This window comes from Streptomyces sp. NPDC001985, from assembly GCF_040296845.1.
Lineage (GTDB): Bacteria > Actinomycetota > Actinomycetes > Streptomycetales > Streptomycetaceae > Streptomyces.
Map to the genome: position 1 here is coordinate 56,184 of NZ_JBEOYB010000037.1, position 21,945 is coordinate 78,128.

The following is a 21,945-nucleotide window of genomic DNA, read 5'->3' on the forward strand; positions in this document are numbered from 1 at the left end:
AGATGGGCGGCGCCGCGCCGGAGCCGGGCGAAGCGGATACGGCCCGCGCGGGGGGGACGGGCACGGAGGCGGGGACGGGCACGGGCACGGAGACGGGCACGGGCACGGAGACGGACACGGAGACGGGCACGGGGGCGGGGACGGGCACGGGGGCGCCGGGCCGACCGCCGGGCACCGTCACCGAAGTCCGTACAGACCCCGGACCCGCCGGGCCCGCGCCCACTCCTGGTCGGCCTCCTCGGTACGGCCCAGTGCGTGGAGGGCGTCCCCCAGACCCTGGTGCGCCCTGAGTTCCTCCTCCCGGTGGCTGCCCGCGATGCCCAGGGCACAGCGGTGGTGCAGCTCCGCGGTCCGCGGGTCGCCGAGCAGCAGCGCCGTACGGCCGGTGTCGTTGTGGATCTCGGCCTCCAGCGCCAGGTCACCGGCGGTGCGGGCGAGCGCCAGCGCCCGCTCGTGCAGGACCAGGGGCGGCTCGGGCAGGACGTCCCGGGCCGTCCCGGGGTCCTGGTGCACCCGGGACACGACCAGCTTGCTGAGCGCCTCCGCCTCGCCTCCCCGGTCCCCGGTCCGCCGGAAGAGCGCGAGGGCCTCCTCATGGCAGCGCACGGCCGGCCCCCACTCCCCGGCGTCGCCCCGGGCCGCTCCGCTGTTGACCAGACAGTGGCCGAGCCCGTAGCCGTCGCCGGCCTCGCGGAACAGCTCGGCGGCCCGGTCCAGCCGCCGGAGCGCCTCCGCGGTGGCACCCCGCAGGGTGGCCAGCCGGCCCAGGCTGTTCAGGGCGTTGGCCTCGCCGCGGAGGGCCCGGAGCCGGTGGAAGGCGCCCCGCGCCTCGTCGAGTGTCCGCTCGGCATCCGCGTACCGGGCCAGCAGGACGTAGGCGTTCCCGAGGTTTCCCGCCACCCCCGCTGCCCCGGCGTCGTTGCCCGTCGCGCGGTACGCGGCGAGGGCCTGCCGGAACCAGGGCAGGCTCTCCTCGGTCCGCCCGCCGAGGCAGTGGGCGACCGCGATGTTCGCCAGCAGCTCGGCCTCCGCGTTGGCGTCGGCGGTGTGCCGGGCGGACCGCGCGGCGACGGTGTAGACGCCGATCCAGTCCGGTATGCGTCTGCGGTGCAGAAAGGGGATGCGCAGGGCGAGGGCGAGTTCGACCACCCAGGAGTGGCGCCCCCGCGCCGCCGCCGATGCGAGCAGTGCCGTCAGATGGGTGTACTCCTCGTCCAGCCAGGCCCAGGCGGCGTCGGCGCTCTCGAACGCGGGGACTCCTGGCGGTGGCTCCGCCGACTCCTCGGGGCGGGTCTCGCTCAGCGGATCGACCTCGGTCACCGCCCGGAGCAGCGCGGCCCGGTACCAGCGGTACAGCCGCGCACCGGCCGCGTCGCGCGACGCGTGCGGCAGGTCCCGGCCGCGTTCGACGGCGTGGAGCCGGACCAGGTCGTGCATGCGGTAGCGGCCCGGTACGTGCTGGCTGACCAGGTGGGCCGCCTCCAGGGCGCGGAGCACCAGACGGGCGCGGCGGAGCGGCAGCCCGGTGAGCGCGACCGCCGCGGGCAAGGAGATGTCCGGTCCGGGGGCCGTACCCAGCAGGGCGAAGACCTCCGCCGCGCTGTCGTCCAGGGCGCGGTGGGACGTCTCCATCACGGCCCGCAGATCGGTCGTGAGGTCTCCCGCGCTGAGGGCGTCCAGCCGGCCGCCGGCGTCCTGGAGTTCGGTGACCAGGGCGGCGAGCGGAAAGTCCGGACGGGACGCGGCCCGGGCGGCGGCGATGGCCAGGGCCAGGGGGAGCCCGGCGCACAGGCGCAGCAGTCCCGCCACCGCCTCCGGTTCGGCGGCCACCCGGTCCCGGCCCAGCGCACGGACGACGACCTCACGGGCCTCGTCGGCCGCGAACATGTCCAGGGTCAGACCGCGGGAGCCATGGGTGGCGCGGAGGGCGTCGAAGTGGCCGCGGCTGGTCACCAGGACCGTGCAGTGGGCGCCGCCGGGCAGCAGCGGGCGGATCTGATCGGTGTCACGGGCGTTGTCCAGCAGGATGAGCAGCCGCCGGTCGGCGGCCAGGGAGCGGTACAGGCCCGCCTGGGCGTGCGGGTCGGCGGGAATCTCCTGGGGCCCGACGCCCAGGGCGTCGAGGAAGGCGCGCACCGCTGTCGCCGGGGGGACGGGTTCGGCGGAGGGGTCGAAGCCGCGCAGATCCATGTACAGCTGGCCGTCGGGGAAGTGAGCGAGGTGGTCATGGGCCCAGCGCAGCGCCAGCCAGGTCTTGCCGATCCCGCCCGCGCCCCCGATCGCCGAGATCACCATCACCCGGTCCGTGCCGATGGGTGTCCTCAGCCGGTCGTCCAGGAACGCCATCTCGCGGTGCCGTCCCACGAACGCGGCCGGTGGCGGGGGCAGTTGGCGCGGCACCGGCCGTGAAACCCGCGCCGGGGCCGGGGCCGGAGCCACGGCCGGGGCAGGCCCTGTGCCGAGCGCCGCGGCGGTGTCGAGCGCCGGGTCGGCGACCAGGATCTGCTGATGCAGCCGCCGCAGCGGCGCGCCGGGGTCGATGCCCAGCTCCTCGGCCAGCCGGTGCCGGATGTCCTGGTAGCGGGCCAGGGCGTCGGCGGTGCGCCCGCTCCGGCAGAGGGCGAGCATCAGCTGTCCGGCCAGTCGCTCGTCCAGCGGATACTCCGCCGCCCGGGCGGTGAGCCGGGGCAGCGCACCGCCGTGGAGGCCGCGGCGCAGGTCGAGGTCGAGACTGTCCGACTCCGCCGCGAACCGCTCGCGCTCCAGTGTCCGGCGCAGCTCGCCGAACCAGGGGGTGTCGGCCGCGGCGAAGGGCTCGCCCCGCCAGAGCCCCAGCGCCTGCCGCGTCAGCGCCGATGCCCGCTCGTCATCGGCGGTACGGGCGCGTGCGATCAGCTCCCGGAAGCGGTGGAGGTCGATCGTGGCCGCATCGGCCTCCAGGACATAGCCATCGCTCCGCCGCACGATCCGCGCCTCCGCGTGGGCGGCGCTCAGGGCCCGCCGCAGCCGTGAGAGATAGCTGTACAGGGTTTCCCTGGCCCGCTGGGGTCCGGAGTCCGCCCAGACCCGGCCGATGAGTTCATCGACCGGCACCACCCGGTTGGCATCCACGAGCAGGGCGGCCAGCACACACCGCTGCCGTGGGTGCCCCAGGTCGACAAGGCCGCCGTCCGCCCGCGCCTCGATCGGCCCGAGTACGCCGAACTCCACCACCGTCCACCGCCCTTCGGCGGGCACGCTAGTCCGGGAAACCCCTCTCGGCAGCCCGATTCAACAATTCCCTGGAAGTGCCCGGGGGCGCGGGCCGCATCCGAATCCTCCGGACACCTCCCGGCGCGGAGGCGGCGGGGGCGCCCCCGGGCCGGGCCGGAGGAGCCCCGGCCCACGGCGCCGGCCCTCGCGGCCCCGGCGCCGGGTGGTACCGCCCTTCCGGTACGGGGGAACCGGCGGCGGCCGGCGGTGACCCTCCCGCACCCCACGGCAACCCGAACCCCAGCCGCGCCACCCACAAAACGGCCAGGCACCAGCGCAGCTCCCCGCCCCGGCGGCGGCTGGCAGTGCCCCTCCCGCACCCCACGGCAACCCGAACCCCAGCCGCGCCACCCACAAAACGGCCGAGCACCAGCGCAGCTCCCCGCCCCGGCCCCGCGCGCCGCGACCTCGGGTCCCGGCCCGCCGCGCGGTCCCCGCGCCCCGGCGCCTCCCGCTCCGGATGTTCACCGGCGGGGCCGTCGACCGCGCCGTCCGGAAGCGCGGGATGTCGCGCGGCGCCGCGCGGCGCCGCGTCCGGCGGGCTCAGATCCAGCCGCGCCGCCGGGCGAGGTGGATGGCTTCGTGCCGATTGGCCACCTTGAGCTTGCCCGTGATGCTGGACAGGTGGTTGCGGGCGGTCCCCTGGGTGAGGACCGCCCGCAGGGCGACCGTGGCGATCGGGGCGCCGTCCGCCGAGAGGGAGAGGATGTCCGTCTCCCTCGGTGTCAGGGGGGAGTCCCCGGCACAGATCGTCTCGGCCGCCAGATCGGCGTCGACACGGCGGCCGCCCCGGTGCACGGCCCTGATCGTGTCCGCGAGCTCCCGCGCGGACGCCGTCTTCGGGACGAAGCCGCGCGCGCCCGCCCGGAGCGCCGCCCTGACATGGCCCGGCGCGGTGCGGGAGGTCACCACCACGCACCGGAGGGACGGCAGGGCCCGGCCCAGTTCGCGGACGATTCCCAGCCCCTCGCGGTCCGGGGTGTTGAGGTCCAGGACACAGACATCGGGGGTCAGCCGGCGAGCCAGGTCGCAGGCGCGGGCGGCGGTCGTGGCCTGGGCCACCACGTCCAGGTCCTCCTCCTCGGCGAGCATGGCCGAGAGCGCCTCCAGGACCAGTCGCTCACCGTCGACGATCAGCACACGTATCCTCATCCGGCTCTCCTCTCCCATCCCTTCGGGGCGGAACGCGAGGACGGCGGGCACCGCGCGCCCGCCCCCTCCTGTCGCGCCGGCCCCGCCCTCACCGGCGCGCACGGACCCGGACCCGGCCGGGGCGCGGGGTGACGCCCCGGTGCCGCACCCGCCCGGCGGTCACGGCGGCGCGCCGCGCCCGTACACCGGGACCCGGCCCCGCGCCGCCCAGCGCGGCGACAGCCCGCGCGGAGCACGTTCCCGCCATACGGGACACCGGCGCCGGGCGCGGCGGGCGTGCCCGGCCCATCCTCATGGAGAGGCACGCGAGGCCGGGCGCCCCCGTTCAGATCCGTCTCCGGATCTCCCGTCCCCACCCCCCGGACCGACCAGGCGTGTGGCATGGCTCACATGCGCCAATCCGCCGGCACATCGCGGCCCGTCACGGCGCCGGCCGCACCGGAGCCGGGCGGCGCGACGGGGTACGGGGCGGCCTGACATCCGTCATGGCGGACCCCTGCCGGATGTCATCCATCCGGAGCCGTCACCCCCGGTCAGCCGTGTGACCCGCGTCATATCGCCCGCGTTCCGGCGCTGCTTTCATCCGTGGGAGACCGGCGTCACACCGCGATCGGCGCGGCGGGCGGCCGATCGGTACGGGCTCCCGCGCGGCGTCACGCACTTCTGTGACCGCCGTCGCCGCTGTACGGCGGCGACGCGAGGGCCGCTCCGCGCACCGTCCGGCACCGTGCCGGACGGTGGTCCAGGCACCACTCGCCGAGGGACTGGTATGCGACGATCCGTGCGGGCCCTGCGCGGCCTCTCCCGGGCCGCACTCACACCCACCGGGCCGACCCGCGACCGCGCTCTGGCCGTCGCCGAGCGCCTGAGCGCTCTCACCACACTCCACTCGTCCCTGGAGTACCTCACCCAGCGCCGCCAGACCGAGCGGGGCGGGCTCAACGACTGGTCCATCCTCCGGGACACGTGCCAGGACACCGGTCCCCTGCTGCGCGGGCTCCTCGACCTCGTCTCCGAGCCGCGTGCCACGGCGGCGGTCCATCTCGGGCGGGCCGCCCTCGCGGCGGCGCTGCTGGCGCCCGGCGACGGCAGATGGCGGGGCGCGGCGGGGCTCTGTCTCGCCGTCTCCGGCGCCCTGCTGTCGCCCCGTCATGTCTTCGGCGCCGAGGGTTCCGACCAGGTGGTGGCCCTGGTCCAGGGTGCCACCGGTGCCGCCGGGCTCGTCCGCTCGGACGCCGCCAAGGACGCCCTGGTCTGGTACGTCGCGGCCCAGGCCAACCTCGCGTACGCGACGTCCGGCTGGGTCAAACTCCTGGGACGGGAGTGGCGCGACGGCACCGCCCTGTCCGGGGTGCTGCGGACCCGCACCTACGGTCACGCCGGTCTGTGGGCCCGGGCCAGGCGGCACCCGGGGGCCGCCCGGCTGCTGACCCGCTCGGTCGTCGCGCTGGAGTGCGGATTCCCTCTTCTCTACACCTGCGGCGGACGCCCCGCGCGCCCCGTGATCACGGCGATGGTGCTCTTCCACTCGGTCAACGCCCATGTCATGGGCCTGCCCCGGTTCCTCACCGCCTTCGGCTCCATGCTCCCCCTGGTCGCCTACACCGCCGTCCCCGGTTCCCATCCGGTCGGCGCCCGCCGCGACGACCGCGTCCTCCCGCTCCTGGTCACCGCGGCGGCCGTGACGGTCGCGGGCGCCGCCACCACGGCCGTACGACGCCGGCTGACCGTCCTCGCGGGCGCGCCGGGCAGCCGTACGCTCGTGACCGGGACCGGGAACCTCCTGCGGTACGAACACCACGCCGAGGGCGAACCGGACCGGCCGGTGGTGGTGTTCGAGACCGGTCCGGCCGCGCCCCCGGAGCACTTCTCCCGGATCGTCGAGCGACTGCGGCAGACCTCGGGGCTGGGACTGCTCGGCTACGCCCGCGCCGGATACGACGGCTCGTCCCGCCGGGCCGCCGGCCCCTACGGACTGGCGGAGTCCGTCCGGGATCTGGTGGACCTCGTCGAGGCACAGGTGACCGGCGGGCGCCGGGTGATCCTGGCCGGACACGCCCTGGGCGGGGAGATCGTCCGGCGTGCCGCACCGCTCCTGGGCGACCGGCTGGAGGGTGTCGTGTACCTGGACCCCGGCCACCCCGCCGGACCGCCCCGCCCGCCACGGCGCTCCCGGGACGCCGGGGAACACGTGAGCGGCCTCCGGCGGATGGCCTGGTTCCTGCGGCTGGGCACCGGGTTCCTCCTCTCGCCGCCCGACTGGATCGGCGACCTCCCCAGGGCCGCGCGCCCGCGCGCCCGCGCGCAGTTCGCCGACAGCCGGATGTGGTGGGCGGCGGCCCGCGAGTGGGAGGCCGCGGAGCGGGAGTTCCGCTCCGGCCCCGGGGAACTCCCCGCCGCGCCCGGCCGGGCTCTCGTCGTCTCCGCCCGGCGGACGGTGGACGGCGACCCCGGACAACCGCTGTTCCACCGCGCCCTGGTCCGTGCCCACCTGCGCGGCGGCGCGTGCGTGGTGCTGGAGGACGCGGGGCGCGACGACCTGCTCACCCGGCCCGCGCACGCCCTCGACATCGCCCGTCTCATCGCGGCCTTCGCCGCCGCCGACCGATCAGGACAACCGACAGAAGGAGTCAGGACATGACCGTCACCGGCATACTCAAGGACGCCGTGCGCGGCCCCGGCGCGGGCTGGCGCGTCGCGGGGGCCGCGGCGCTCGCCCTCACCGCCGTCTCCCAGCACCCCGACGAACTCTTCGGGCGCTCCCGGCGGAAGGACCACCTGGGCACCATTCCGAACTGGCGGTTCTTCGCCCCCCACCCGTCCGTGCACGACTCCGAGCTGATCCACCGCACGCTCTCCCACACGGGCGAGACCTCCGCGTGGAGCGTGGTACCGCCGGTGCGGGACCGGAAGGCGCGGCAGGTGGCGTGGTATCCCGGCCGCCGTGTCCCGAAGGCCGTGTTCGATCTGGGCAGCGACATCCTGCGGGTCGTGGACAAGGGCTTCTCCACCGTCCGGGAACGGCCCTCCTACCGCGTCCTGGTGGACTTCCTGCGCCGCGAGATCCGGGAGTCCGGAGGCGGCGAGGACGTCAAGGGCTTCCAGTTCGCCCTCGTCAGCAGCGCCGGGTACGACCTGGACGAGAAGGCGGAGTGGCAGTTCATCTCCCCGTACACCTCGGCCCTGCCCCGCACACGCATCGTCGCCGCGCAGGGGAAGTAGCGGCTGCGGCGCGTCCGTTCACGGGGCCGACCGGTCCGGACGGCCCCCGGCGACGCCATCGCCGGGGGCCGTCCGGGCGCGCCGCCCGCGATCCGCCGTCCGCCTCCTGGCGGCGGGTCACGGCGCGGGCCAGGCAGCGGTGGCGCGCTCCGCGCCTCCCGTCGCGGCAGGCCGGGACGGGCGACGGGTGAACGCCCCGCTCGCGGTTCCGGCCGGGGTCCCGGGGAGGCGGCGGTCGAGGGCGGCCCGCGCGCCGCGCCGGGCCGGCGCGGGTCCCCGCTACGTCATCCGACGCATTGACCCCACCATTCCGGCGCGGTTGCATGCTGGTGGTCCTCCGGTGGGGAGCCGGAGGCGGAACCCGTCTGGGGGAGAAGTTGAGAGGAATCACGCACCGGGGCACGAAGGGCACCACCAGACGTCTGCGGACCCCTGTGAGCGCGGCGGCGGTCGCCGTCCTCGCGGTCACCGCGGTGCCGCCGGGGGCCGCCGCGGCCGGCCCCGCCGGTGTCCGGGCGGCCGGGGTCGAGAGGCTCAGCGTCGCGACCGACGGCACCCAGGGCGACGGCCACTCCGTCGACGCCTCGATCACGCCCGACGGCCGGCGGGTCGTCTTCACGTCGTCGGCGGGAAACCTCATCCCCGGCGGCACGACGGCGACCAGGAAGGTGTACCTCCGCGACCGGCAGGCGGGGCAGACCACGCGGCTCGGGCACGAGGAGCCGCTGAAACCCGCGGCGATCAGCGGTGACGGTGGGTTCGCCGGCTATCCGGTGCAATGGATGAGGAACGAGCACATCCGCCTCCACCGGGTGAGCACGGGAGAGTCGATCGGCCACAGCTGCACGGCCTACAACTGTGAGATGTCGCTGGGCGCGGACGGTCTGCGCCTGGCCTACAGCGTCCGCTTCAGGCCGCCGGAGCCCAACCAGCGCATCGAGGTGGTCGACTGGGTCAGCAACCACACGTACACCGTCGACGTGCTCCACAACACCCACCCGTCGCGGCCGTCCCTCAGCGACGACGCCCACCACCTCGCCTACCAGGACGGCGGGGAACAGGACGTCTTCGTGTGGAACCGGACCACCGGCACCCCCGTCGGCCCGATCGAGGGCCCCGCCAGGGCGGCGACCCTCGTCCAGCTCAGCGACGACGGCAGCACGGTCGTCTATCTCTCCGGCGCCGACACCTATGTCCACGACACCGCCTCGGGCACGGCCCGGACGGTTCCGGATGTGCGGGGCGTGGCCATCGATCCCACCGGCCGCTTTCTGCTGTACGCCCCGTCGGGCACGAGCGGACCGTCGCCGCTCACCCTGCGCGATCTGCGGACGGGCACCGACGCGACCGTCTCCGCCCAGCCCGCCACGGCCGGGATCGACGCGGTCAGCGCCGGTGGGCGCGAGGTGGTCTTCCAGTCCGCGGCGGAGGACATCGTGCCCGGTGACACCAACGGCCGTACGGATGTCTTCCTCCGCAGTCTCCCCTGACCGCGGGGGCGGGAGCCGAACCCCGAGGGGCCGCTCCCGCCCGCACCGTGTGGACGCCGGACCGGCGGACCGGGCACGACACCCACCGCCGGCCCCGGCGACCCGCCCCACGAACAACCGGTCGGCGACGGCCGGACCACCTCCGGCCAGGCGGCACCGGGGCCGCCGCCGGTCCGGTCGCCGGTCCGGTCGCCGGCACACCGCCGGCGCGCGGCGGAGCGCTGGGCGGCCGAATCCGGGCGCAGGACGCGTCGAGGACGCGACGGACCCGGCGGGGCATCGGCGGACCCCCGCACCGCGGAGACCCCGGTGCCGGCCGTGCCTCCGGAGCCGTGCGCGCGGCACCCGCTCCCCCTCGCCCGACCCGCACAGCCGCACGGATCGATCCGGTCGGCAGAACCAGCGCATGACCGCCTCGCCCCCGCTAGAGCGCGTTCCGGCCAGAAGGCGGCGGGAGTGCTCCGGCGACCGGTGGCCGCAGAGTGTTCCCGGGCTCGACTCCGCCTGTCATTGCAAGAGCGAAGGCGGGAGAGTGACCGGGAAGACACCCTTCCCAGCGCCGCTCGCCCCGCCGCGCCCCCTATCACCGAGTGATCACCACCGCGGTCCCGTCCGCTCCGCCGGACAGCCGGGAAGCGCCCCCACAGGCGAACTCGCCGCGATCACGGCCTGACACCCGGGAGAGCCGCACGGCGGCGACGGCACTCGATCCGGCATGTCCGGAGCGCGGCGCGGTCCGCCCACCACGCCTCCACGTCACTGGGCATCATGATCCGATTTCACTGCGTGATTTGCTCGGGGAGTGCGAAGTGACCATGTACATGCCTAACATCCTCACGGTCCGCATCTCCGAGGGGAGTTCAGTCACCGTGTCACCCGGTCGCAGCCCCAGCCCTGAACCACCCATGGCGTCCGCCATGGGTGACACGTGACCTCCTCCCGTCCCCGCAGGTCGATCCGCGCGACACCGCGGGCGCCGATTCCCGAGCAGGACCGCCCACCGCCCGCCACCGCTCTCCGGCTGCCTCGGCAGCGGTGCTCGCGGACCAGCACCCGGCTCCCGGGCCCCCCTCGCACGGAGCGATGAACAAACGATTCATTCAAGCCAACGGTCGAAAGGCAGGCACCCCATGACCACCCCCCTGCTCATCCACACGCATGGCATGGAAGACCTCGACTACAGCTCCATGGAACCGGACGACCTCGTGGCGCTCAACGATCACGCCACGGCCCGCGGGACCGACGTGGTCCCCGGGATATTCCTGGCCCGCAACTACATCGGCACCTGGGAGAAGGTCGTCCGGCGCTACGCCGACCTGCGTGACGAGCTCCCCGCTCTGGCCGGCTTCTCGGTGGAGGGCCCTCTCCTGGGCAACCTCGGCGGGGTCCCGCCCCGGGGCATCTGGTCTCCCAACGCCGATGAGTGGGAGCGGATCGCGGACCTCGGGCGCTACGGACTCGCCTACATCGTGATGGCCCCCGACGGAGGGGATCTCGACGACCGGATCGAGGGCGGCGTCACCTACCGCGATGTCATCGATCTGTTCTACTCCCGCGGGGTGCGCCTGGCGCTGGGCCACTTCCGGCACAGCGACCCCCAGCTCAGCGCCGACCGCACGGCGGCGGCCATCGACTATGTGTCGCGGCGCTTCGGGCCCTCCCCGTCGGCTCTGCTGACGGACCATCTCTTCAACGACATGCCGCGCAACTTCCGGCATGTGTGGCGCACCCGGGAGGAGCGGGCTCAGCGCGCCTCCCAGCTGGCGGAGTTCCTCGCCGACGACTGGGCGTCGGCGGACCTGTCCGCGCTTCTCGGCCCCGTGCCGGCCACCCTGGTTCAAGCCGCCCACGACGGAAAACTCTTGCCCTTCCTCAACTTCGATGGCGATCATGTGGATTTGGAAATTTGCCGGCGCACCCTGGACTTCTTAGGATCGGAGAAGATCATCGGCATCACCGACGACACCGAACGCCCCTTCCTGGCGGGGGAGGAACTGCATCAGCGGTCCGGCAACGGCCTGTGGTACCGATCCGACGGGATCGTCGCGGCGGGCACCGGCAGCTTCAGCCGGCAGTGCGAGAACCTCGCCCTGATCGGCCGCGGCCCCCAGGACATCGAGCTGCTCTTCGGCACCAACCCCCGGCGCGCCATCGCCCCCCTGTCCGCTCTCTCCGAAACCCGTGGGTGACACGGTGACGAACCTCGGCACACCCGCGACAGAGCGGCACGGCGATCCCGATCCGGACGCGACACGGCTGGCGGCCTCCCTGGCCGCCACCTATGTGACCGGCGTCGATCCCCATGCGATCGTCAACAGCAACACCTGGCAGAGCTCCGCCGCCGAGTACGCGGCGTTACGCACGCGTCTGACGCACGCCGGGCAGGGCGACGAGGCCGTCTCCGCACCACTGCGCAGACTCGCCGATGAGCCGGCCGACGGCGAGGCCCACCGGGATCTGATCGCCGGACTGGCCGCCCGGCTGCGTGCCGACCCCGGTGTGCGGCGGAGCCTCGAAGCCGCCCTGGACGCCGTCTCCACCGCCAGCTACGTCAGCTACCACCTGGGCGACGCGTATGTGCGCGATGCCCGCGCCGACAGCCTGGCGGACCCCGGGGACGTACTCCGGCTCTGCCCGGAGCGGACACCCGGGGGGCAGAACCCCGCACCGGACATCGCGGTGATCATCCCCCTGCGCGCCCTGCCCGGCGACGAGAGCCGGCTGCGCAACGCCGTGGCCGCCGTCGCCGCCGCCGGCACCCAGACCCTCCCCCGGGAGCGATTCACCGTCGTGGTGGTCGAGCAGGACGACGAGCCGCGCTGCGAGAAGTATCTGGCCGGTCTCACGGACACCTATGTCTTCGCCCGCAACGCCGGTGACTTCAACAAGAGCTGGGCGTTCAACATGGGAGTGAACGCGGCGCCGGGCGCCCGGCAGCTCTGCTTCCTGGACGCCGACATCCTGCTGGCGGAGGACGCCCTGGAGTCGGTGGTCAGGGAACTGGACTCGGGCACCGAATGCCTGCTCCCGTACCGGGAAGTCGTCTATCTCGACCAGGGCACCAGCGCCCTCGCCATCTCGGAACGCCTCGGCCCGGTCCGGGCCCTGCCCTTCGACCGGCTGCGCGGCTACGGGCTCAAGGACACCTGGGGCGGATGCATATGCCTCACGAGACGGCTGTACGACAGTGTCGGCGGCTACGACGAGCGCTTCCGCGGCTGGGGTGACGAGGACAACGAGTTCTACCGCCAGATCATCCAGCGCACCCCGGTGCCGCGCTGGGAGATGCCCATGGCCCATCTGTGGCACGCCCGCCCGGTGATGGCCGACGCGGAGGGCGTCCGCCCCAACCAGCACATCGCGGGCACCGCCCGCCCCACCGTGACCGGCCCCCTCGGGAATCCGCACAAGTACGCACACGAAGTCCTCATCTCCGAGGGAGAAGCCCAACTGTGAGTGAGCAGCACACGCCCCGCGGAGGCCGCTTCGGCATTCCGCAGATGACCGGGTACGGGAAGGTCACCACCGCGGTCCTCGTGGACACCGTCGGTGCCGGACTGGTCCTCCCCATCTCCCTGCTCTACTTCACGCTCACCACGGACATCGGCATCGCCCAGATCGGTGTCGCGCTCAGCCTCGCCACCGCGCTGTCCCTGCCGGCCGGCCTCATCGGCGGATCGCTCACCGACCGGTTCGGCGCGAAGGCGTCGATGATCGGGAACAATCTCTGCGCTGGCCTCGGGTACTCGCTGTACCTGTTCGCGGACAGCATCGAGATGATCTTCCTGGCCATGCTGGTGGTCTCCGTGGCCGACCGGGTGTACTGGTCCTGCTGGTCGTCCTATGTGCATGACATGTCCAACGGCCAGCCGTTCGAGCGCTGGTTCGCCTTCCTGGAGTCCATCAAGGCCGGGGCCATGGGACTCGGCTCGGTGATCGCGGCCGTGACACTGGCGATCAGCGCCGTCAGCGGGGCCAAGGCCCTGGTACTGATCAATGTGGCCACCTGTGTGGCGGCGGCGACGCTGTTCATGTTCCAGTCCAAGGCAGCGCCACCCGCCCCCGGCGCTCCCACAGCCGACCCGAACGCCCTGGACATCGACGAGGAGCCCGAACTCCTGGTGGCCATCAAGGGCTGGCGGACGGTCCTGTCCAACCGCGGCTTTCTGCTGTTCGCCCTCGGCCAGGTGCTGCTGAGCCCCATCATCCTGCTGCCCACGGTCGCGCTGCCCATCCTCTTCGTGGACCGCTGGGAGATGCCCGCTCTGGTGTCGTCCGTGCTGTTCGGGCTGAACACCGGGCTGGTCGCGCTCTTCCAGTCCCCCATCACCTACGGCATGCGGCGGTACTCCCGTGTCGCCTCGATCACCGTCGCCGCGATCATCCTGGCGGCCACCATGCTGGCCCTGGTGGTCATGCCGCAGGGCAACTCGTCCGCCGCGTGGGTCTGCGTGATCGTCACCGGTGTGGTCCTCGCCCTGGTCGACATCCTCTACATGCCCGCGTCCAACGCGCTGATGACCGACGCCGCCCCCGACGCGGTGCGCGGTCGGGCCACCGCCGTGTTCCAGACCGCCTCCGCGCTGGGTGTGACCATCTTCCCGGCGCTCGCGGGATTCCTGCTCAGCGGCGATCCGAGGCTGCTGTGGATCATCGTCGCGCTGGTCACCCTCGCCGGGGCGGCGTGCTTCGCGGTGGCGGCCCGAGAGCTGCCGCCGGAGATCCGCTTCTCCGATCCCGAGGCCGCCGCCCGCTCGGCAGCGGTGCGGTGACCGCCGACCTGACCCGGCGGAGCGCCGCACCGTATCCAGGGCGCACAGCGGTCGAGTACCTGCTTCCGGTCTCCGGCACAGCGGTGCGCTCCCCGCTGGTCTCCGGGGACACGCTCTACTACGTCAACGCGGCCCACGGCCATCTCACCGAGGAGCGCGCGGGGAGCCGGCGGGTGCTCCTGCCCAGCGTGCCCGCCGACGCGGTGGTCTGCGCCCTGGGACCCACGCTCTATGTCACGGTGCCGGAGGGCGGCTGGGGCATCGGCTTCACGGTCCGGCACGGAGTGGCGAGCTGCCCGGTGGGCCGCGTCGAGGGAGGGCTCGTACGGGCACTCGCCCGGCTCGCCGCCTTCGGGGACCCGTCCGGTCACGGCCGGTTCGCCCAACTGGAGGTGGAGAGCGCCGCCATGCGGCTGCGGCTGAGTCTGCCCGTCCTGGGCCCCGGCCCGCCGCGGCTGCCCGACCATGTCGCGCCGCTCGTCGCGCACACCCTCCACATGACCCACGAGCTGCTGCTCCGCCCGGGGCCGGACGAGCGGGGTGTGATGGCGGTCCGCGAGCTGCGTCCGCCGCTGCACATACAGGCGGACCGCCGGAGTGTCGCGTCATGAACACACGGAACCAGGACCGGGTGGACTGGCCCGGAGTGGTGATCGTCGGAGCCGGGGTCACGGGTCTGCTCATCGCCGAGCAGCTGCGTGAGCGTGGCATTCCCGTGCTGCTGGTGGAGAAGCGCGGACTGGCCGCCGGACAGACCGGCCACTGCCACGGCTATCTGCACCGCGGCTACATCTACCGCCGGCTGGAGGCGGCCCAGCACAAGGAGCTGAAGGGTGCCGCCGACTGGTGGCAGGAGAGGCTGGAGTCCGCCGGACTCCAGCCGGTGGCGCGGACCAGTGTCGTCGCCTTCCACCACCCGGATCAGCGGGAGGAATCCCTCCGCACCTGGGACGCGCTCGGCATGGCGGCCGAGCGGATCGACACCGGCGGCATCCTGCCCGGCGCCCTGCCGGGCTACGCCGTGCCGGAGGCGACCGTCACACCCCGGGAGGCCCTGGCGGCAGCCGCGCCGGCGTCCAGGGACCATCCGGTGCTGCCGGGGCGGCTGGTGGAGCTGCGGAGCAGCCATGACCGGGTGGAATCGGCGGAGATACTCGGCGCGCACGGCCCGCTCACGGTCACGGCGCCGGCCTTCGTCCTGGCCACGGGGCTGGGTACCGCCTCCGTGCTGGGCCGCATGGGCCGGGCGGGAGACGGCGCGTCGATCCGCACCCGGCTCTCCTTCATGCTCGTCTGCCACTCCACCCAGCCGCTGCCCGCCGCCTTCTGTCTGCCGTCGGACGAGGCACAGGGTCTCTTCGTCGCCTCCCGGCGGTCGGCCGCCGGCACCGTCCATCTCTTCTCCACCTTCGTGAACTTCTGGCCGGGCCGCGCCCCGGACATCGCGCGGGAGATCTGGCTCCAGGGCGTCGGCCGTGTCCTGGCCGAGCAACTGCCCGCACTCTGGCACGACCCCGACGCCCGGTGGGGGGTGTATCCGGCGGGAAAGGCCGAACTGGACACCCGGCCCGGCAGCGGTCTCCCCGAGGGCGGGGTGATCCCCTTCGGCCGGAGCAACGCGCTGGCCGTCCTCCCGGGGAAGTTCGTGCTCGCCCCGGCCCTGGCACGCCGCGCGGTGCGGCGGCTGCTGGAGATGGGGGTGGGGCGCACCGCCGGCGCGTCCCCCGCCGCGCTGCCCTCCTGGGCCGGCACCGGGGCCGACTGGGCGGCGGAGGACTGGGAGGTCACTCCGCGACTGACCCGGCGCCAGCTGTTCGAGCACCCGCTCGTGACCGGGAACACCGGGATCTCCCACGACAGACCTTGATCGCTCCCTGCGGAATCGGTGAGAAGCACGAGAGGTGATCTAGCCATGGAATGCCTGATTCTGGCCGCCGGCGCGGGCAGCCGACTTCATCCCCTGACCCTTCGGCACCCCAAGCCGCTGCTGCCCTTGGGGGACAGCACGATTCTGGGACGCCTGGTCTCCCAGGTCGCGGAGCTGCCGCTGAAGCGGGTGCTGTGCAATCTGCACCACCGGGCCGAGGCGGCCCAGGAGTACTTCGAGAACACCGAGCTGGCCCTCCCCGTCGAGACCCGGGTCGAGGAGGCACCCCGCGGCCCCTCCGGCTCGATGCACACCTTCCACGACGAACTGGCCGCGACCGATCTGGTGGTCGTGCTCTCCGGGGACCTCTATCTCCGCGGTGACCTCACCGAGCTGGTCCGGGCCCATCAGGAGTCGGGAGCGCTGCTCACCGTGCTGGCGACGGAGGTGGACGACGGCTCCCGGTTCGGGGTGTTCCAGCTGGACCAGGAGGGACGCCCGGTGGATCTCGTGGAGAAGCCCGACTGGGCCCGCAACCGGCGGAGCTGGGTCAGCGGGGGCGCGTACTGCGTCGACCCGTCCCTGCTGGCGGAGATCCCCGCCGACCGGCCCCATGACTTCGGAGCGGATCTCATTCCCGCCCTGCTGGCCCGGGGAGCACCGGTGACGCTCGTGCCGTGGCTGGGCCGCTGGGACGATCTGGGGACGGTCGAGGCGTACCGCTCCGCGGTCCTGGACGATCTGGCCGATCCGGCGGACCGGGGGCGGCCGGTGACCCATGTCTCGCCCGGAGCGGTGGTGCGTCCGGGCGCGGAGTTCACCGGCCGGGTCTACATCGGGCCCGGCGCCGAGGTCGGCGCGGGGGCCCGTCTGCACGAGACGGTCCTGCTGCCCGGCGCGCGGGTGGCCCCGGGCACCGTGGTCGCCGGCGGATGTCTGGCCTGACCTGCCCGCACCCCCTTCCCCGGTCCCGGAGCCGGCTCCGCCCGGGATCTCCGGGCGCCGGCCACCCGTGTCCCGTCCGCTCTCGCCCCCCTCGTCGTCCCTCGTCGCCCCTCGTCCACTCTCGTCCACTCTCGTCCACTCTCGTCCACTCTCGTCCACTGGAGACATGCCCGTGCGCGTTCTGATGCTTGCCCCCGCCTACCACCCCATGATCGGCGGTGCCGAGTCCTATGCCCGCTGCGTCACCACCGGCCTGGCCCAACGCGGGCACGACATCATGGTGGTGACGGACGGCGACCGGGTCACCGCTCCGGAGAAGGACACCGATGGCGGAGCCCGGGTCGAGCGGATCAGCGGCTATCTCGATCTGCTGTCGGACCCCACCAAGCTCCGCTGGGAGCAGATGCAGTTCAGCACCACCGGTGAACTGGCCGAGGTGATCGAGCGATGGGGCGTACCGGACATCGTCTTCGCCAACAGCCATGAGACCGCGGTACTGGGCTCCATGGTCGCGCTCGCCCACCACGTACCGCTGGTGGCCAACTTCCACGAGCAGGAACCCGAGCGCGGCCCCCTGGGCACGGGCCGAGCCCGGCTGGTCTACCAGCACCTCCCCCTCGCCGCTCTCATCGCGGGCAGCCGCTTCTACTACGACAAGGCCGTCGACCACGGCAGCCCGGCCTCCTCGACCCATCTGCTGCACCACGGGATCGACTGCGATCTCTTCGCCAATGACGGATTCCGCGCCCCGGACGGGCGGTTCGTGATGACGCTCAGCGGACGCATCGCTCCCCGCAAACAGCAGGACCTGATGGTCAGGGTGCTCGCGGGACTGGTCGGGCGCGGCATCGACGCGCATGTGGTGATCGCCGGCCGAGCCCACTCCTCGCAGCGCCGCTACTACGAGGACCTGCTCGAACTCATCGAGGAGTCGGGCATGTCCGAGCGGGTCGACGTGCGCCAGGAACTCGGACTCCACGACATGCCCCAGGTCTACCGGGACAGCGATGTCGTCGTCCAGCCGAGTGTCGCGGAGGGGCTGGGCCTGGCCGTACTGGAGGCGATGGCCGCCGGCCGGCCGGTGGTGGTGAGCGAGACCACCGGTCTGCGCGAAGTGGTCCGGGAACAGCACACCGGCATCCGGCTGCCGCCGGGGGACGAGGAGGGCTGGACGGAGGTGCTCGAACAACTGGCACGCGATGTGGATCTCCGTGCGAAGTACGCCGCGAACGCACTCACCTGGGTGCGCAGGGAATTCACCATCGACCGCATGCTCTCCCAGACCGAGCGGCTGCTGGAGAGCGTGCGCGACTCCTGGAGCCATCGCCCCGACCAGGAGCCGGAACTCGGCTGAGCCGGGCCCGGTCCCCCTCATCCGACCGCAACGCCCGGTCCCGCCGGGGTCCCGGCCCGGGCACCGAGCACTCCATGGACATACGAGAGGACAATCTCCGATGCAGGAACAGAACGGCACCATCTGGGTCGACGGCCGCCAGGAGAACTGGGCCGATGTCAGGCTTCCGCTGATGTCGGACGCGCTCCTGCGCGGGCTGAGCGCTTTCGACGGCATGGTGGCCCGCCGCCAGCCGGGCGGCGGGCTCGCGCTGCTCGCCCCCGGCCGTCATCTCCGCAGGCTCCAGCGCACCTGCGCCGTGCTGAACCTTCCGCTGGAGGAGGAGTACGAGCAGCTCCTCAAGGGCTGCCTCGTCGCGGCCGGCATCGAGGCGGAGGGACATCCGGAGTGCGAGGTGTACGTCCGGCCGATGGTGGTGGGGGCCAGGCTGACCGAGCGGGCGAGTGCGGCGTCGGTCACCGTCGCCGCCTTCCGGCAGCCCCCCGCCGGAGCCGACCCCGCGCCGGTCACGCTCACCACCAGCTCCTGGCGCCGCCCCTCCGGCGACAGCATGCCCCCCTCGCTGAAGGTGGTCGGCAACTATCAGCTCACCCGTCTGGCACGGCTGGAGGCCAAGGAGGCCGGCTTCGACGACGCGCTGCTTCTCAACTCCGCCGGCCGGGTCGCCGAAGGCGCGGGCGCCGCGATCGTGATGGAGCGCGACGGCAGGCTCGTCACCCCGCCCGTCTGGGAGGACTGCCTGGACTCGGTGACCATCGCGCTGCTGGAGACGCTCGCCGCCGCCGAGGGCATCCCCTTCGAACGGGCCCCCGTCCTGCGGACGGACGCGCTCAGCGCCGACGGAATGGTTCTGGCCGGAACGCTGGCCGACCTGGTCCCGGTGCGCAGGCTCGACCACCGGGAGTTCGGTCTCGAACCCCCGCTGCTCACCCGCCTGCGCCACCGCTATCTGGCCGCCTCACGCGGCGGCGAGGGCAGCGCCGCGCTCGAACTGGTGGATGTGGGGTGAGCGACGACGGAGTCGAGTTCCTCGTCCGCGGCACCCGCGAGGCCTACCGCTCACCGTATCTGGTGGTGCGCGAGGAGGACGTGACCTTCCCCGACGGCTCCCCCGGGCTGTACAGCATCGTCGAGAAGGAGGACTTCTCCCTGGTGATTCCCGTGCTGCCGTCCGGATCGCTCTGTCTGGTGAGTGTCTACCGGCACCCCGTGAGGCAGCGGTTCTGGGAGTTCCCCCAGGGCTCCTGCGCCAAGCCGGGAGAACCCGCCCCGTCGCCGCTGGAAACGGCGAGGACCGAACTGCGCGAGGAGACCGGCTACCGGGCCGCCCGATGGGAACGGCTCGGTGAACTGCACGAGGCATACGGCTACGCCACCGGATCGTGTCATGTCTACACGGCGTCCGGTCTGCGGCGAGGAACGGCGAGTCCGGAGCCCTCCGAGGGGCTTCTGCACACCCAGGAGTTCACACGCGAAGCGGTTTGGCGGATGGTCGGGCGGGGCGAGGTGCGCGACGCGGTGACGGTCGCGGCACTCGGACTGTACGAGCACCGCCGGAAAGGGTGACGACGGACATGGCCAGTGACACCTTCGGGGGACAGACAATCGCGCGGACGGCGAACGCGGCACCGGCGGGCGGTGCCGCCAGGGTGATCGACGCGGTGCGCGAGGGAAAGGCCAGAAACGTCATCCTCTTCGTCGGCGACGGTACCGGCGAGGCCGAACTCACGGCGGCCCGCAACTATCTCCGAGGAGGTGACGGGCGGTTCGCCTCGCTCGACTCCTTCCTCCTCAGCGGCAGTTGCACCAACTACTCGGTGCTCAGGGGCGCCCCGGACAAGCACAACTACGTGACCGACTCGGCGGCGGCGGCCACGGCCTGGTCGACGGGGGTGAAGACCTACAACGGCGCCATCGGTGTGGACGCGCACGGTGAGCCGCGCCAGACGATCGTGGAGTGGGCCCGCGAGCAGGGGCTGCGCACCGGAATCGTCACCACGGAGGAGGTCTGCGACCCGACGCCGGCGGCCATGGCGGCACATGTCGCCGACCGGACCTGCCGGGGCCCGGACTCGATGGAGGCCTGCCCCGTGCAGGACCGGGCCAACGGCGGCAGCGGGTCGATCGCCGAGCAGTTGGTGCGGACCCGGCCCGATGTGCTGCTGGGCGGCGGGGCCGGGTACTTCGCGCAGACCGTGCGCGACGGGCACCAGCCGCCCCGCACCGTGCTGGATCTCGCCCGTGCGGCCGGCTACGAGGTGGTCACCACGGCGGACGAGCTCTCGGCGGCGGCCGGGGACGGCCCGGTGATCGGCCTCTTCTCCGAGGGCCCCCTCGCCCGTCGGCTCGTCGGCCCCATCGCCAGCCCCGAGGGCACCGCGCCGACCCTGTGCGCCCTCAACCCAGACCGCCCCTCCACACAGCCCTCCCTGCGCCATATGACCGAGCGCGCGCTGGAGTTGCTGTCCCGGGGCCGGGAGGGCGACGACCAGCCGGGCTTCTTCCTGATGGTGGAGTCCGCGCTCATCGACAACGCCTCCCACGACGCCGACCCCTGCGGCATGATCGGAGAGGTCGGCGAACTCGACGACGCCGTGTCCGCCGGCCTCCGCTACGCCCGGGAGCACCCCGACACCCTGGTCCTGGTGACGGCCGACCACTGCCACACCAGCCAGATCGTCCCCGTCGACGTGAAGAGCCCCGGGGCGACCGTGACATTGACGGCTCACGACGGTGAGCCGATGATGATCAACTATGGGACCAATCTCGTCGGCCTGATCCAGGTGCACACCGGGTCACAGGTGCGTATCGCGGCCGAGGGACCGGGCGCGTATCAGGTACTCGGGCTGATGGACCAGACCGGTCTCTTCTCCCTGATTCAGCGAACTCTGAAGGTGTCGACCGAGCATGTCTGAATTTGTTCCAGAGAGCATCACACCGGCCCACTCCGGCCCCTCCACCGATCTCAGCGGCCGGACCGCTCTGGTGTCGGGGGCCAACCACGGCATCGGGGCGGCGGCGGCGATAGCCCTGGCCGCGCGGGGCGCCGGTGTGCTCCTCACCTACCTGCGGCTGGACGACGCGCCCGATCCCGGTACCCCTGACGCCTATCGCCGCAACCGGGCCCGGGCCGCGGCGGATGTCGTCGAGGTGATCCGGGGCGCGGGCGGCACGGCCGTGGCCGTGGAGGCCGACCTCGCCGATCCGCTGACGCCGGCCCGGCTGTTCGACGCCGCCGAGGAACAGCTCGGCGGGGTGGACATCCTGGTCAACAACGCCAGCGGCTGGCTCGCCGACACGTTCAAACCCGGCGCGACCGACCGCTTCGGCCGGGCCCTGCTCCCGGTCACGGCCGAGAGCTTCGACCGCCAGTTCGCGGTCGACGCCCGGGGCGGTGCGCTCATGATCGCCGAGTTCGCCCGCCGCTCGGTCGAGCGGAAGGCAGGCTGGGGCCGGATCGTCTCGCTGACCTCCGGGGGCGGCGGCGGATTCCCGGAGGAGGTCTCCTACGGGGCCGCCAAGGCCGCGCTGGTCGACTACACGCTCGCCGCCGCGACCGAGCTGGCCCGGTACGGCATCACCGCCAACGCGGTGCACCCGCCCGTCACGGACACCGGCTGGGTCTCGGACGAGGTGCGCGACTATGTGCGCGGTGCCGGCGGGTCGGGGCATGTCGCCCTTCCCGGGGAGGTCGCCGAGGTGATCGCCTTCCTCGCCTCCGACGCGGGCCGCCTGGTCACCGGAAATGTGCTCCATCTGAAGTGAACCGCGGCACCAACCGCGGCACGAACGCTCCCCGGGCGCGTCCTCGGCGGCAGGGGTGAGTCCGGGAACCGAACACGACGCCGGCCGCGGGGGCCCCCCCCGGGGGGCCCGGCCCGCGGGGGGGTG

The 21,945-nt window shown here is 73.3% G+C and carries 16 protein-coding genes; 14 read left to right on the forward strand and 2 right to left on the reverse strand.

Features of this window, described 5'->3' with window-relative positions; all coding sequences use genetic code 11:
- Positions 1 to 177: 177 nt before the first annotated feature.
- Both ABT122_RS18495 and ABT122_RS18500 read right to left on the reverse strand, forming a co-directional pair.
- A complete protein-coding gene (locus tag ABT122_RS18495) occupies positions 178 to 3,237 on the reverse strand; it encodes an AfsR/SARP family transcriptional regulator (RefSeq protein WP_351552777.1) in 3,060 nt (1,019 codons plus the stop codon).
- A 558-nt stretch (positions 3,238 to 3,795) separates the two neighbouring features.
- Complete coding sequence (locus ABT122_RS18500; RefSeq protein WP_351552780.1) at positions 3,796 to 4,404, reverse strand: response regulator; 609 nt, start codon at positions 4,402 to 4,404, stop codon at positions 3,796 to 3,798.
- 769 nt (positions 4,405 to 5,173) lie between these two features.
- Between ABT122_RS18500 and ABT122_RS18505 the strand changes: the two genes are divergently transcribed.
- From ABT122_RS18505 to ABT122_RS18570, 14 genes are all read left to right on the forward strand, one after another.
- Entirely contained in the window at positions 5,174 to 7,045 is a 1,872-nt protein-coding gene (locus ABT122_RS18505) for an alpha/beta fold hydrolase (RefSeq protein ID WP_351552783.1), read from the forward strand.
- The gene (locus ABT122_RS18510; RefSeq protein WP_351552786.1) at positions 7,042 to 7,626 is read left to right on the forward strand and encodes a hypothetical protein; all 585 of its coding nucleotides are present in this window, start codon (positions 7,042 to 7,044) and stop codon (positions 7,624 to 7,626) included. The genes ABT122_RS18505 and ABT122_RS18510 overlap by 4 nt, the downstream gene beginning before the upstream one ends.
- A gap of 377 nt (positions 7,627 to 8,003) precedes the next feature.
- Positions 8,004 to 9,116 carry a WD40 repeat domain-containing protein gene (locus tag ABT122_RS18515; protein ID WP_351552789.1) on the forward strand — a complete coding sequence of 371 codons (1,113 nt, stop codon included), beginning with the start codon at positions 8,004 to 8,006 and terminating at the stop codon, positions 9,114 to 9,116.
- Between the two features lie 1,130 nt (positions 9,117 to 10,246).
- Positions 10,247 to 11,305 carry an amidohydrolase family protein gene (locus ABT122_RS18520; protein WP_351552792.1) on the forward strand — a complete coding sequence of 353 codons (1,059 nt, stop codon included), beginning with the start codon at positions 10,247 to 10,249 and terminating at the stop codon, positions 11,303 to 11,305.
- 4 nt (positions 11,306 to 11,309) lie between these two features.
- Complete coding sequence (locus ABT122_RS18525) at positions 11,310 to 12,572, forward strand: glycosyltransferase family 2 protein (RefSeq protein ID WP_351552795.1); 1,263 nt, start codon at positions 11,310 to 11,312, stop codon at positions 12,570 to 12,572.
- Positions 12,569 to 13,888: an MFS transporter gene (locus ABT122_RS18530; protein WP_351552798.1), complete on the forward strand. Its 1,320-nt coding sequence runs from the start codon at positions 12,569 to 12,571 to the stop codon at positions 13,886 to 13,888. Before ABT122_RS18525 ends, ABT122_RS18530 begins: the two co-directional genes overlap by 4 nt.
- Positions 13,885 to 14,499, forward strand: coding sequence for a hypothetical protein (locus tag ABT122_RS18535; protein WP_351552801.1), 615 nt, complete (start codon positions 13,885 to 13,887; stop codon positions 14,497 to 14,499). The genes ABT122_RS18530 and ABT122_RS18535 overlap by 4 nt, the downstream gene beginning before the upstream one ends.
- Positions 14,496 to 15,755: an NAD(P)/FAD-dependent oxidoreductase gene (locus ABT122_RS18540; protein WP_351552804.1), complete on the forward strand. Its 1,260-nt coding sequence runs from the start codon at positions 14,496 to 14,498 to the stop codon at positions 15,753 to 15,755. The genes ABT122_RS18535 and ABT122_RS18540 overlap by 4 nt, the downstream gene beginning before the upstream one ends.
- A gap of 45 nt (positions 15,756 to 15,800) precedes the next feature.
- Positions 15,801 to 16,700, forward strand: a complete 900-nt coding sequence (locus tag ABT122_RS18545; protein WP_351552807.1) for a nucleotidyltransferase family protein — start codon at positions 15,801 to 15,803, stop codon at positions 16,698 to 16,700.
- Positions 16,701 to 16,866: 166 nt separating this feature from the next.
- Positions 16,867 to 18,054: a glycosyltransferase family 4 protein gene (locus ABT122_RS18550; RefSeq protein ID WP_351552809.1), complete on the forward strand. Its 1,188-nt coding sequence runs from the start codon at positions 16,867 to 16,869 to the stop codon at positions 18,052 to 18,054.
- Positions 18,055 to 18,154: 100 nt separating this feature from the next.
- On the forward strand, positions 18,155 to 19,063 hold the full coding sequence (locus tag ABT122_RS18555) for an aminotransferase class IV (protein ID WP_351552812.1): 909 nt from the start codon (positions 18,155 to 18,157) through the stop codon (positions 19,061 to 19,063).
- On the forward strand, positions 19,060 to 19,620 hold the full coding sequence (locus tag ABT122_RS18560) for an NUDIX domain-containing protein (RefSeq protein WP_351552815.1): 561 nt from the start codon (positions 19,060 to 19,062) through the stop codon (positions 19,618 to 19,620). Before ABT122_RS18555 ends, ABT122_RS18560 begins: the two co-directional genes overlap by 4 nt.
- A gap of 8 nt (positions 19,621 to 19,628) precedes the next feature.
- On the forward strand, positions 19,629 to 20,969 hold the full coding sequence (locus ABT122_RS18565) for an alkaline phosphatase (RefSeq protein WP_351552818.1): 1,341 nt from the start codon (positions 19,629 to 19,631) through the stop codon (positions 20,967 to 20,969).
- A complete protein-coding gene (locus ABT122_RS18570; RefSeq protein ID WP_351552821.1) occupies positions 20,962 to 21,819 on the forward strand; it encodes an SDR family NAD(P)-dependent oxidoreductase in 858 nt (285 codons plus the stop codon). Before ABT122_RS18565 ends, ABT122_RS18570 begins: the two co-directional genes overlap by 8 nt.
- The last annotated feature ends 126 nt before the right edge of the window (positions 21,820 to 21,945 follow it).